The following is a 12,918-nucleotide window of genomic DNA, read 5'->3' on the forward strand; positions in this document are numbered from 1 at the left end:
GGGTAAATGGTGGCGCCCAGCACACTAGGGGCGTTATTCTAAGTGAATGACTGAGCAGGCAGTGCGGGTAGAGTCAGAGCGCGGTGAGGACGCTCACCCCAGCGATCACTGGCTGGATGAGGTTACCGCACCCTCTCGCCCGGCCCTAAGCGGGCTCACCCATCGCGCCATGGAATGGTTTGCGGGCCCGGCGCGCCTGCTGCGGCGGTTTTATTACTTCGCCTCCACCACCCCGGGCAAGCTTTTTACCGTCACCCTGATCCTCACAGTGGCATTGGGAGCCGCCGGCTTATCGATGTCCCAATCTTCCGCCGCCCGCCACTCCGACCTCGACGAGCTGCTCAATACCACCGAGCCGATGTCCAATGCGGCCCACCACCTCTATAGTTCCCTGTCGGTGGCCGATACCATCGCCACCACCGGGTTCGTGCAGGCCGGCGTGGAATCAGAGGGCAACCGCGAGCGCTATAACGATGCCATCGACGCCGCCTCCATCGCCGCGACCGAATCCGTCCTGGGCACCACGCCTGACGATGCCCGCGTGCGCGATCTCGTTACCTTCATCCAGCGCGAGCTGCCCATTTATACCGCGATGATTGAAAAGGCGCGCTCGAACCACCGCGCCGGCAATGCCGTGGCTAATTCCTATATGTCCAATGCCTCCTCGCTCATGCGCGAGCACATCCTGCCGGCAGCCTCTGAGCTATTCCAGCTGACCACTGCGAAGGTCAACCAGCAGCAGCAAAAGCTCACCTCGCCGCAGTGGGTGCCGCTCTCTGGCCTTTTAGCCGCGGTCTTCTTCCTCATCGTGGCGCAGTGGTGGCTGTGGCGCCAGACCCGCCGCCGGTTCAACCGCGGCTTTTTAACCGCAACGGTGCTGCTCTTCTTGGCCATTTCCTGGGTCGCTCTGTCTAATTTGGCCACCTGGTCCACCGGCCATCAGGGCTTTGAAACGGCCTCGCGCCCGTGGGATTCGCTGACAGCCTCGCGCATTGAGGCCCAGCAGGCGCGCACCTCAGAAACCCTCGCGCTGGTGCTGCGCTCCTCTGAGGAAGATACGCTCGAGCGCTTTTCTGGATCCGTCGAGTCCATCGAAAAGGCGTTGGGGGATTATGAAAGCGCGCTGCACGACGATGACGTCGAGGTCAACGATCCCGAGCTCATCCACAGCGCCCGCGCCGCCACCGAACAGTGGCAAGACTCGCACGAAAAGCTCATGGAAGCGCTGAGCGAGGGCGACTATGACGAAGCCGTCTACCAAGCCACCATCACCGATCCCGAGGATGGCGAGACCACCGCCGCGCAGTCCTTTAATGAGCTCGATAGCGAGCTTTCAGAGCTCATCGGCCAGGCGCGCATCGCCATGCGCACCTACTTAGAGCGCGGACTGACCGCCATGACCGCGGTCTCCTCCGCTGTCTTCCTGCTCACCCTGTGCGCCATCTTCGCGGTGTGGCTGGGCATTCGTCCCCGACTGCAGGAGTACCTCTAATGCGCTACCGAGCACGGCTTACAGGACCCCTGACTGCCATCGTCGCCACCTGCAGCATCCTCGCGCTGGCCGGCTGCGATATTCGCTCCGTCCCGCCGCTGGAATCGCCCGAACAGCAAGCACTCGATGCCAGCCCCGGCCCGCCGCTGCCGGAAGGCTCCTCCATAGAAGAGGCCGGCACCAACGCGCCCAAGCAGGAAGACGATACCAAGCTCAAAGGCACCTACCGGCCGGATGATAAAACGGCGAAGGAGCGGGTGCCGGACATCGTCAAGCGCGGGCGCCTTATCGTGGGCGTAGACCGCTCCAATAACCTGCTGAGCTACCGCGATGCCGCCTCCGGCGATGTCCGCGGCTTCGAGGTCGATATCGCACACGAGATTGCCCGCGATATCTTCGGCGATCCCAATAAGGTGGACTTCCGCTTCGTTGAATCCTCCGACCGCACCGCCGCGCTGGAAAATGGCACCGTCGATATCATCGTGCGCACCATGACCATTAGCCCCGAGCGCGAGAAGGAAGTGGCCTTTTCCATCCCCTATATGACTACGCAGACGCGCATGTTGGTACTCACCAGCTCCGGGATGAACTCCATCGATGACGCGGAGGGCAAAAGGCTCTGCGGGGTGCGCGGGTCCACCGCGCTGGATACCATCCGCGAGCGCGCCCCCCAGTCCGATATCCTCATCACCCGCTCCTGGGGCGATTGCCTCATGGCGCTGCAGCTCAACCAAGCCGATGGCGTGGTGGTTGATGATGCCCTGCTTTCCGGCATGGCCGCGCAGGATTCCTATACCTCCATCGTGGGCGAGCCCTTAAAGACCGAGAACTACGGCGTTGCCGCGCGCCTTCCCAACAAGGATCATGACACCCGCCCGCTGCTGCGCCAGGTCAATTCCACCTTAGAGCGCATCCGCCGCGACGGGACATGGTCCGACATCTTTGATAGGTGGCTAGGCGCTTACCTAGACGAGCCCACCCTGCCGTCGGGGACATACATCGAGGAAGATAAGTCATGAACCATAACCCGAATTTCAGCGAAGACGAGCTCGAATACCTCGAGCCCGAAAACCTCGATACCCAGCGCCAATTCCGGCAGCCCACCAAGGCCTCCTACCGCGACGCTGACCCCGACCGGGACCGCGATCGCGACGCCGCCGATTCCCCCAACACAGCCAGCACAGCCGATGACGCTGACACCAACGCCGCCAACGCCGCCAACGCCGCCGCTGGCTCGGATACCGCCGCTGCCAACGCCGGCGCGGACTCCCCCACCGCGAGCACCAACGCTGCCAACCGCAGACCTGCCAACCGCGACGTCGGGGCCGATACCGCGGCCACCACTCACAACGCTGATGCTAGCGACAATGGCACTAGCGAAGCTGATGTCGATACCGCCGCGGCGCAGGTCCCTGGCACAGCCCCCGCCGCTGCCTTCCCGGATACGGAGGCAACGAGCAGGCAAACAACGGACGGCAGCACGACTGGCCCAAGCACTGCTGCCCAGGGCACTTCGGGCCAAAGCACAGCTGGACAAAGCACAGCTGGACAAAGGACGGCAGGCCAAAGCACGGCTGGTCAGGATACCGCGGCCCAGGGTGCGCGAAACGGAAACACCGCCGACGAGAGCGGCAACGCCGGCGATACCGGCGGAGTGGGCACGGCGGCCGTGGCGTATGACCCATTCGCGAGCGAACCCATCGAGCACCGCGGGGATCCGGGGACTTCGGCGGTGGCCTTTGATCCTTTCGCCGATGACGATGAAGACGACGACGGTTCCATCGACCCGGATCACCTCTCCAGCCTGCTCGCGGACTTAGAGAATATCCGTGCTCAGCGCGAGAGCGAGCGCGATGAGAAAACGGCCCAGGAAAAGTCCTCGGAACGCTCGCGCCGGCAGGCGATCGATACCTTCCGCGAGCGCCGCGGCACGCAGCGCACCGAGCGGCCGGTTGCTGATGGCATGGTGCGCCTGCCGTTTATCACCCCGGCCGATCCCACCGCCGCCCTCATCGACCCCAAAGAGAAGATCAAGGGCAAAAAGGTTCCGCCGCCGCAGCTGGAACCGGGCGATATGGTCGCGGAGCAATACGAAATCCTCGGCGTCATCGCCCACGGCGGTATGGGCTGGATTTACCTGGCCAATGACCACTACGTCTCCGGGCGCGTGGTGGTGCTCAAGGGCATGCAGGCCCAAAAGTCCGCCGATGAGACGGCCGCGGCCGAGGCGGAGCGCGAGTTTCTGGCAGACATTACCCACCCGGGCATCGTCAAGATTTTTAATTTTATCGACGATGACCGCGTGCCGGGTGGATTCATAGTCATGGAGTACGTGGGCGGGCCATCGCTAAGAAGCAGGCGCAATAAGCAACCCAACGAGCTGCTGCCCGTTGACATTGCCATTGGCTATATCCTGGAAATCCTGCCGGCGCTGGAGTACCTGCACTCGCGCGGCGTGGTCTATAACGACCTGAAGCCGGATAACATCATCGTCACCGAGGACCAGGTCAAGCTCATTGACTTGGGCGCGGTCTCCGGCATCGGGGCGTTCGGGTTTATCTACGGTACCCAGGGCTTCCAGGCCCCGGAGGTCGCGTCCAAGGGGCCGTCCATCGCCAGCGATATCTACACCATCGGCCGCACCCTGGCCGCGCTATGCCTCAAGCTGCCCAGCGAGGACGGCGTCTTCCTCCCAGGCATCCCCAACCCGTCCAAGGAGCCGGAGCTGCGCCGTTTCCTCTCCCTCTACCGCCTGCTGCTGCGCGCGACCCACCGCGATCCGCAGCGCCGGTTTAGCTCCATCAAGGAGCTGCGCACCCAGCTCTACGGCGTGCTGCGCGAGGTACTGGCCATCCGCGACGGCCGCCAGTACCCCTCCCAGCACTCGCTCTTCTCGCCGCAACGTACCACCTTTGGCACCAAGCACCTGGTCTTTCGCACGGATCAGCTTATCGATGGCATCGACCGCACCATCCAAATCACCGCACCCGAGGTCGTCTCCGCCTTGCCGACGCCCCTGGTAGACCGCGACGATGTCGGCGCCAGCCTGCTACAAGGTACGTCCTACGCCGAGCCGCAGGAAGCCCTCGAGACCCTGCGCCAAGCCATGCGGACTCCGGAATACGAGCATTCCGCCGAGATTCCCCTCGGCGTGGTGCGTTCCATGATTGATTTGGGCTATACCGACGAGGCCCGCCAGTGGTTAGGCTCCATCGAGGACCGCCTCGGCCAAGACTGGCGCTACCAGTGGTACGCCGGCATCACCGAGCTCTTGCACGATGATTACATCGATGCGCAGGAATACTTCGCCACAGTCCTCGATTTATTGCCCGGCGAGGCCGCCCCCAAGCTCGCCATCGCGGCCATCAATGAGCTCATCTTGCAGCAAATTGATTACAGTGAAACATCGCTTATCGATGCCACCGTAGCCCGCGCCTGCTCCAACCTCTACTCCACCCTGGCCGATCTCCCCTCTTCCGCCTTTGAGGGCCAGCCAGAAATCTGGTCGCATGTCACCCAAGACCCGGGCGCGCTGCGGTTTAATTCCATGCGCCTGTACGGCATCGTCTGGGCCACCAACCCCACGACCGTATCCTCCGCTTTTGGGCTTGCCCGCCAATTGCGCGCGGAAGGGCAGGTGGAGCTGTCCGTAGCAACCTTGGATAAGGTCCCCAATGCCTCGCGTCACTTCCGTATGGCGCTGCTGACCACCGTGCTGCAGCTTATCGTGCACAATCTATCGGAATCGCGCATTCGCCGCGCTGCCCGACGCCTCGAAGAAGTCCCCACCAACGAGCCGCGCTTTCTCCAAATCAAGATCGCCGTCATCTCCGCGGGACTGAACTTTTTGCGCAACGCCGATCTCGCGCGGGCGTCCTCGCCCAACGATCTCTTCGAGTACGCCTTTACCCAGCGCGGCCTGCGCACCGGCCTGGCCGAGACCCTGCGGGCCCTTGCCCGCCAGGCCCCGTTTAGCCGCCACCGCTACGCGCTGGTGGACTTGGCCAACCAGGTCCGGCCCATCACCACCTTCTAGGGCCTACTTAAAAAGGCCGGCCTCGCGCGCCTGGGCGGCGACCTCCGCAGACTTCTGCGCGATGGCCAGCTCCTCGTTGGTGGGAACCACCAAGACCTTGACGGGCGAATCATCGGTGGAGATGACCCGCGGCTCATCGGAGCGGACGAGGTTGCGCTCCTTATCAAAGTCGATGCCGTACATATCCAAGTTGTACAGCGCGTCCTGGCGCACCTCGGTGTCATTTTCGCCCACGCCGGCGGTGAAGGTAATCGCGTCCACGCGGCCCAGGGCAATCATGTAGGAGCCGATGAAGCGGCGCAGCTGGTGGATGTAGATGTTATACGCCAGCCATGCGTCTTCATCGCCCTTATCAATGTGCTCGCGCAACGTACGGAAGTCATTGACGCCCGCGATGCCCTTGACACCGGATTGCTTGTTGAGCAGCTTATCGATGTCGTCGATGCTCATGCCCGCCTGGCGCACCAGGTGGAAGATGATGCCTGGGTCGATATCACCGGTACGCGTACCCATGGCGAGACCAGCCAGCGGGGTAAGGCCCATCGAGGTATCGATGGCACGGCCATTGCGGATGGCCGCCGCAGAGGCGCCATTGCCCAGGTGCAGCGTGATCTGGTGCGTGTGCTCCGGATCGCGGTCCAAGATCTTCGGCACTTGCTGGGAGACGAACTCGTGTGAGGTGCCGTGGAAGCCGTAGCGGCGGATATCGTACTTGGAGGCAACCTCGCTATTGATGGCATACAGCGCTGCGGCCGGCGGCAGGGTATTGAAGAAGGCGGTATCGAAGACCGCCACGTGCGGAATATCCGGCAGGATCTTGCGCGCAACGCGGATGCCGTCCAGGTTGGCCGGGTTGTGCAGCGGGGCCAGCGGGATGAGATCCTCGATCATCGATTCAATTTGATCCTCGATGAGCTGCGGTTCCGAGAAGAGGCGGCCGCCGTGCACGACGCGGTGTCCCACGGCGATGATATCGACGTCCTTCGTTCCCACCTGATGATCATCCATCAGGTCAAAGGCGCGCTTTAGGCCAAAGGAGTGATCGGGAACTTCCAGTTCCTCAGTGACCTTTTCCCCGCCGACCTTGATGGTAATGGCGCCGCTCGGCTCGCCAACCTGTTCCACCAGGCCAGATACGAGTGGATCATCCGTGGCACTAGCGGTTGGGTCCACTAGCTGAAACTTGATGGATGAGGAGCCCGAGTTGAGGACCAGTACGTATGACATTTATTTCTCTCCAGCCTGGATAGCGGTAATGGCAACGGTATTGATGATGTCCGGAACGGTAGCGCCGCGGGATAGATCATTGACCGGCTTGTTCAGTCCCTGCAGGATGGGGCCCACGGCCAAGGCGCCGCCGGTGCGCTGCGCGGTCTTATAGCCGATATTGCCGGCATCCAGATCGGGGAAGACGAAGACATTGGCCTTACCGGCGACATCGGAATCCGGCATCTTCTTTGCGGCAACACCCGGATCGCAGGCGGCGTCGAACTGCAGCGGGCCGTCCACCTTCACCGAGGAATCCAGCTTCTTGGCGGCCTCGACGGCCGCGATGGCGCGCTCGACGTCCGGGCCGGTGCCGGAAGCGCCGGTGGAGTAGGACAGCATGGCTACGCGCGGGTCGATGCCGAACTGGGACGCGGTCTGCGCGGAGACCACGGCGATTTCGCCCAGCTGTTCCGCGGTGGGGTTTGGGTTCACGGCGCAGTCGCCGAAGGCCCACAGGCGCCCGCGCATGACCATCAGGAAGATGGAAGAGACCACCGAGGCATTCGGCTTGGTCTTGATGATCTGGAAGGACGGCTTAATGGTGTGGGCGGTGGTGTGGGCGGCGCCGGATACCATGCCATCGGCAAGCCCCTTGTGCACCATCATGGTGCCAAAGTAGGAGATGTCCTGCATGGTCTCGCGGGCCTGCTCCAGGGTCACGCCCTTCTTCTTGCGCAGCTCCGCGAAGTCCGCGGCGAATTCCTCTGCTAGCGGCGATTCCAGGTGGTCGATGATATCGGCGCCCGAAATATCCAGCCCCAGCTCCTTGGCGCGGGCCTGGATATCGGATTCCTTGCCCAAGATGGTCAGCCGGGCGACCTCATCGCGCAGCAGGGCATCGGCGGCTTCAAGGATGCGATCATCATCGCCCTCGGGCAGGACGATGTGGGAGCCGGTGGAACGGGCCTGGTCGATGAGCTGCTTCTGGAAGAGGTCCGCGGACATGACGGGCGCGGTCTCCTCAGCGGCCTGCAACGCACCGGGCACGGCCTCCAGATCGGTGAAAACGCCGGCCACGGTGGCTCCAAGGGACTCGGCCTTGCGCTGCGCCAGCTCCGCCGCGCGCTCAGGGGCGCCGGAGATGATAACCAGCGGCAGGCCCAGCGCGGCGGCGACCTCCGCATCGAAGGAGATCTCGCCGGTGCCTTGGACCAGGAGGGCATCGGCAGTGGCGGTGGGCGCGTTGGCCAAAACATCCGCCACGGTGGGATCAAAATCTTCTAAGCGGAGCAATTCAGCGCCAAGGCTATTCGCCAAGGCGGGAATATCGAGGCCATCGAAGCCGCGGCCGATGGAGCTTAACACTGTGGACTGGGATGCAGACATGCGGATTACCTTTCCTTTACCGTCACGGGGAACTCTGGGAACACGCGCCGTAACATTATGCCGTACATCACAGTTACTAGCACGTGGTGACGTCTCCACTGTACGTGAATCAGCCGCTTTTCCGCGCCCTGGCGCCCTCCTAAACTAGGGGTTGTGAGCACCGTGACAATTAATACATTGCCACCGCGTAGAATGTGAGAAAACCTAAAGAAAGGACACCCTAAACAGATGACTAGCCCAGTGCGTGTCGCCGTCGTCGGCTCCGGACCGGCCGGCATTTACGCCTCTGACCTCCTCGTAAAATCCGATGTGGACGTGCAGATCGATCTCTTTGAAAAGATGCCCGCGCCCTTTGGTTTGATTCGCTACGGCGTTGCCCCGGATCACCCGCGCATTAAGGGCATCGTGCAGTCGCTGCACAACATCATGGAGAAGGAAGAAATCCGCTTCCTGGGCAATATCGAAGTGGGCAAGGACATCACCGTCACGGAGATGCGCGATTACTACGACGCCATCATCTTCGCCACCGGCGCCACCGCCGATAAGGAAATGGGAATCCCCGGCGAGGATCTCGAGGGCAACTACGGTGCCGGCGAATTCGTGGGCTTTTATGACGGCAACCCCAACTTCGAGCGCGACTGGGACCTGTCCGCGGAGTCCGTCGCCGTCGTGGGCGTGGGCAATGTCTCGCTCGACGTGTCCCGCATTCTAGCCAAGACTGCCGACGAGCTGCTGGTGACGGAGATCCCAGACAACGTCTACTCTTCCCTGAAGGAAAACCGCGCCAAGGAGGTCCACGTCTTTGGCCGCCGCGGCCCGGCGCAGGCCAAGTACACGCCGAAGGAGCTCAAGGAGCTCGATGAGTCCCCCACCATCGAGGTCATCGTCAACCCGGAGGACATCGAGTACGACGAGGCTTCCGAGGAGGCCCGCCGCGCCGCCAAGTCCACCGACCTGGTCTGCCAGACCCTGGAGTCCTACGCCATGCGCGAACCTGGCGATGCCCCGCACAAGCTCTACATCCACTTCTTCGAGTCCCCAGTAGAGGTGCTTGGCGATGCCGGCCACGTCACCGCCATCAAAACCGAACGCACCCAGCTCAATGGCGATGGCTCCGTGAGCGGTACCGGCAAGTTCACCGAGTGGCCCGTGCAGGCGGTTTACCGCGCGGTGGGCTACCACCCGCAGTCCGTTGACGGCATCCCCTTCAACGAAACCACCGCAACCATGCCCAATGACGGCGGCCACGTGCTTGCCAATGTCGACGGCGAAAAGCTGCCCGGCCTCTACACCACCGGCTGGATCAAGCGCGGCCCGGTGGGGCTTATTGGCAATACCAAATCCGATGCCAAGGACACCACCACCATGCTGCTGGCGGACTACAAGTCCGGCGACTTAGAGCCGGCGACCAAGCGCGATCCGCAAGACATCCTGGATCTTCTAGAATCCCGCGATATCGCCGTGACCACTTGGGCCGGCTGGCACCGCCTCAACTCCGCCGAGCAGGCCGCCGGCGAGCCCCACGGCCGCGAGCGCATCAAGATCGTCGAGTGGGACGAGATGGTCAAGCACGCCGGCCCGCAGCGCTAACCAGCGCCGCGCCGAGCGGGGGCCGGCCGGCGCGGGGCTAGTCGGTATCGTCTACGCCTGAGGTCAGCTTGGGGTCGAGCTCGACCCCGCCCTCGTATTCAACGACCTCGATATCGGGCACGTTTTCTGACTGCGGGTCGATGCCGCGCGCACCGCCCTGCGCGAGCAGGCCAGGCGTGGAGGTCACGCTCACCTTGTGCGCCGCCAACGCGGCGCGGTCGCGTGCCTCTTCCACCGTTTCCGCCGTCGTGGTCACAAGCCCCATGCGCCGGCCCTTATAGGCATCGGGCTTGCCAAAGAGCTTGACGTCCGTCTCGGCATAGTGGAGGGCGGAGGCGATGCCGGTAAAGGCGACATCGGCAAGCGGCTCTGGCGCGTGTAAGAACACGCTGGCGCCCGGGGTTATCAACGTCGCGTCGATGGGGTAGCCCAAAATGGCGCGGGCGTGCAGATCGAACTGGGAAAAACGCTGCGTATAGGTGGTAAGCATCGCCGTATCCGAAGGCCGCGGGGAAACCGAAGAAAAGTAAACATCATCGCCAGCGACGAATAGCTCTACGCCATACACGCCGCGCCCGCCCAGCTCATTGGAAATGCGCGCCGCAACCGACCGCGCGTTCTCCAGGGCAATTTCGCTCATGCCGGTGGGCTGCCACTCCTCAATCAAATCGCCCCTCTCGTGGCGGTGACCAATGGGCTCGCTAAACCACGTGGCCAGCTTGCCCGTAGCCGGATCGATGGACCGGATGGCCAAGAGCGTTACCTCCAGGTCGAAATCCACGAAGCGCTCCGCCACCACGCGCTGCGAATCCGAGGACACGCGGCGCACCGTCTCCCACGCCTCGCGCACGTCTTCCACATCCCGCGCTAACATGTGCCCCTTGCCCGAGGTGGAAACGTCTGGCTTCACGATGCACGGAAACCCCAGCTCCGTTGCCGCTTCTTCCAGCTCCTCAACCGAGGTGGCAAAACGGTATGCCGAGGTCGGCAGCCCAATATCCTCTGCCACCGCGCGCACCCGCTCGCGGTCCTGCGTGAGGGCGCAGGCGCGGGCCGTAGGCACGACGACGGCGTCGCTGGACTGCTCGACCTGCTCCAGGGCCTCCACCGCGACGATTTCCACCTCCGGCACCACGTAGTGCGGCTGAATCTGCTGCACCAATTCCGATACCTGCGCGGCGTCAGTAATATCCGCGACATAGCTATAGTGCGCGACCTGGTGCGCCGGCGCCCCCTGGTACTTATCCACCGCGTGCACCTCAAGGCCCAGGGACTGGAAGGAAATAGCCAGCTGCTTTCCCAACTCGCCCGCGCCGAGCAGCAATACCTTCGTGGCATTGCCCGTCAGCGGCGTGCCGATATGACCGGCGATTTTGCCTGGAATATCCATGACTTTGCTCCTTTGATTCCGCTCCTAGCAGCAGATACTTCCCCAAATTATTTCATAGATGCCCGCCGCAGCCTGGACGCACATGCGTGAAGTGCACAAACGCAAGCGCCCGGCCCGGGAAAATCTTCCTCGAGCCGGGCGCTTCTAAGCCACAGGGCTACAAGCTATGCCTGCGCCTGTTCCGGTGGGACCGGGGCATCGACAGGCTCTGCCACGGTAATAATGTTGTCCTCATAGCCCAACGCACCACCGACGAACTGGCCGCCGCAGGTGATAAGCACCAGGCGGTTCGCCCCGTCCGCGTCATTGACCACGTCCGGGAAATCCGCGCCCTTAGGCAGGCGGTACGGCTTTTCCGTCACGCGAAAGGTGCGCTCCTCACCATCGATGACCACGGTAAATTCCTGGTTTTCCTGCAGCCGGGTGAATTTCTCCGCATAGCCTGTGCCTTGGCCCTGGTAGTTCACGTGGCCGGTGATGACACTGGAGCCGATGTTGCCGGCATCGCCAGGCACCGCCGAGGCGGAGTACCAACCCAGGCGGGAGACATCGTGCGGCGGCAGCAGCACGCCCTGGTCCGTCACCTGCACCGGGTCCACGGCGGCGAAATCGCCGTCGATGCCCACAGACATGCCCTCAAAGCCCCGGAACTCGCCCGGCGCCGGCTCGAATTCGTGCTCTTGCTCACCGCTTTCATCAACGAAGGCGTCGCCTTCATCCCTGGCCACGCTTTCCGATGCCCCCTCACTCACCTCACTCCCCTCCTCACCGCCGGTGAGGTACAGGGCCAGCTGGATCAGCACCAGAATTACGGCCACCACTAGCACGATAAAGCCGACGATTTTGCCCCGGCTCATGGATTCCTTGCGGCCCGTCTCCTCAGACATTGCCCAGTCTCCTTATTCGGTCTTCTCAGTGGTTCATCAGATGGTTTGTCCCCTCCAGCGTGTGCAGTGACACCCTGAAGGGGACGTGATGTGCCCAGGCGCTTTGGCCTGTTAGCGGCTCGACGCGCGCACGCTACTTGATGTAGCCCTGCACACCTGGGTCGAGCTCGGTAGCGCCGGATGGCACGGACTTAATCTCGGTACGCCCGGCATCGGCTGGCAGCGGAGTACCAGTCTTGCCCGGCACGTGGTCCTGTGCGCTCTGGCCGGCATCGCCTGGCTGGTGCTCGCCAGTTTTGCCCGGAGTGTGGTTATCACCGTTACCCTTGGACTGCTGCTCGGACGCGTTGCTGCCCTTCGAGTGGTCCTTGTGGTGATCCTTGGGCTGGTCGTGGTCGCCTTCATGGCGGTGGTCATGGATGATCTTGCCCAAGCCGATGCCCGGAATCAGGATCGCCCACCACGGAATCTTGCCCTTGTTCGGCTTATCTCCAGGGTTGTCGCACTCCTCAGAGGTCACCGTCTGGTCCTTATCATCGATGTCCTTGTGCTCAGCAACCTTATTCGGCTTCTCAACATCAGGAGTGTCCTCACCCTTGTCGTTAACCTCCGTCGAGGTCAACTCCTCAAACGCAACCGCAGCCTCAACCGGCTCGGTCACGTCATCATTAACAGTGATGGTGACGTCCTCGGTACCATTAGCCGCCGCCGGGGTAAAGGTCTTCTCGCCCTTACCCAGCACCGTGGTGCCATCTTTCTTAGAAATCAGCTCAGCAGACAGGGTGTATTCCTTACCCGGCACCAAGCCCTCATAGCTGACCGTGTCAATAATCTCTGCTCCCGCAATGACCTCGTGGGAACCTTCAGCGAAATCAGCATTCGTCGAAATCTGCGGAGTCTTCTTAGAACCCTTCGAAGTTACCGTCTG

9 protein-coding genes are annotated in these 12,918 nt (G+C 62.6%); 4 read left to right on the top strand and 5 right to left on the bottom strand.

Annotated features, from left to right (window positions below; genetic code table 11):
• The first annotated feature begins 46 nt into the window (after window positions 1-46).
• Genes HMPREF1267_RS10975 through HMPREF1267_RS10985 form a run of 3 tightly spaced genes read left to right on the top strand, consistent with a single transcriptional unit; the run spans window position 47 to window position 5,528 of the window.
• Window positions 47-1,492: a hypothetical protein gene (locus HMPREF1267_RS10975; RefSeq protein WP_023029278.1), complete on the top strand. Its 1,446-nt coding sequence runs from the start codon at window positions 47-49 to the stop codon at window positions 1,490-1,492.
• On the top strand, window positions 1,492-2,511 hold the full coding sequence (locus HMPREF1267_RS10980) for a glutamate ABC transporter substrate-binding protein (RefSeq protein ID WP_023029279.1): 1,020 nt from the start codon (window positions 1,492-1,494) through the stop codon (window positions 2,509-2,511). The genes HMPREF1267_RS10975 and HMPREF1267_RS10980 overlap by 1 nt, the downstream gene beginning before the upstream one ends.
• Window positions 2,508-5,528 (top strand): serine/threonine protein kinase, encoded by a 3,021-nt coding sequence (locus HMPREF1267_RS10985; RefSeq protein WP_023029280.1) that lies wholly within the window; start codon window positions 2,508-2,510, stop codon window positions 5,526-5,528. The genes HMPREF1267_RS10980 and HMPREF1267_RS10985 overlap by 4 nt, the downstream gene beginning before the upstream one ends.
• Window positions 5,529-5,531: 3 nt before the next feature.
• Here HMPREF1267_RS10985 and HMPREF1267_RS10990 read toward each other — a convergent pair whose 3' ends face one another.
• Together HMPREF1267_RS10990 and pta are read right to left on the bottom strand one after the other, a co-directional pair.
• Complete coding sequence (locus HMPREF1267_RS10990; RefSeq protein WP_023029281.1) at window positions 5,532-6,755, bottom strand: acetate kinase; 1,224 nt, start codon at window positions 6,753-6,755, stop codon at window positions 5,532-5,534.
• Entirely contained in the window at window positions 6,756-8,123 is a 1,368-nt protein-coding gene (gene pta, locus HMPREF1267_RS10995; protein ID WP_023029282.1) for a phosphate acetyltransferase, read from the bottom strand. It abuts the gene before it with no gap.
• 228 nt (window positions 8,124-8,351) lie between these two features.
• Between pta and HMPREF1267_RS11000 the strand changes: the two genes are divergently transcribed.
• Entirely contained in the window at window positions 8,352-9,713 is a 1,362-nt protein-coding gene (locus HMPREF1267_RS11000) for an FAD-dependent oxidoreductase (RefSeq protein ID WP_005284969.1), read from the top strand.
• A gap of 37 nt (window positions 9,714-9,750) precedes the next feature.
• Here the strand turns inward: HMPREF1267_RS11000 and purT are convergent, their stop codons facing one another.
• From purT to HMPREF1267_RS11015, 3 genes are all read right to left on the bottom strand, one after another.
• Window positions 9,751-11,103: a formate-dependent phosphoribosylglycinamide formyltransferase gene (gene purT, locus HMPREF1267_RS11005; protein ID WP_023029283.1), complete on the bottom strand. Its 1,353-nt coding sequence runs from the start codon at window positions 11,101-11,103 to the stop codon at window positions 9,751-9,753.
• Window positions 11,104-11,267: 164 nt separating this feature from the next.
• Entirely contained in the window at window positions 11,268-11,990 is a 723-nt protein-coding gene (locus tag HMPREF1267_RS11010) for a class F sortase (protein ID WP_023029284.1), read from the bottom strand.
• Window positions 11,991-12,123: 133 nt separating this feature from the next.
• A partial coding sequence (locus tag HMPREF1267_RS11015; RefSeq protein ID WP_023029285.1) for a VaFE repeat-containing surface-anchored protein occupies window positions 12,124-12,918 on the bottom strand: 795 nt, incomplete at its 5' end.

Source organism: Corynebacterium sp. KPL1824 (assembly GCF_000478095.1).
Lineage (GTDB): Bacteria > Actinomycetota > Actinomycetes > Mycobacteriales > Mycobacteriaceae > Corynebacterium > Corynebacterium accolens.

Bases quoted from the DNA above. Each gene is read 5' to 3' on its own strand.
- HMPREF1267_RS10990 (WP_023029281.1), bottom strand. From the start codon at position 6,755: ATGTCATACGTACTGGTCCTCAACTCGGGCTCCTCATCCATCAAGTTT.
- pta (WP_023029282.1), bottom strand. From the start codon at position 8,123: ATGTCTGCATCCCAGTCCACAGTGTTAAGCTCCATCGGCCGCGGCTTC.
- HMPREF1267_RS10975 (WP_023029278.1), top strand. From the start codon at position 47: ATGACTGAGCAGGCAGTGCGGGTAGAGTCAGAGCGCGGTGAGGACGCT.
- HMPREF1267_RS10980 (WP_023029279.1), top strand. From the start codon at position 1,492: ATGCGCTACCGAGCACGGCTTACAGGACCCCTGACTGCCATCGTCGCC.
- HMPREF1267_RS10985 (WP_023029280.1), top strand. From the start codon at position 2,508: ATGAACCATAACCCGAATTTCAGCGAAGACGAGCTCGAATACCTCGAG.
- HMPREF1267_RS11010 (WP_023029284.1), bottom strand. From the start codon at position 11,990: ATGTCTGAGGAGACGGGCCGCAAGGAATCCATGAGCCGGGGCAAAATC.
- purT (WP_023029283.1), bottom strand. From the start codon at position 11,103: ATGGATATTCCAGGCAAAATCGCCGGTCATATCGGCACGCCGCTGACG.
- HMPREF1267_RS11000 (WP_005284969.1), top strand. From the start codon at position 8,352: ATGACTAGCCCAGTGCGTGTCGCCGTCGTCGGCTCCGGACCGGCCGGC.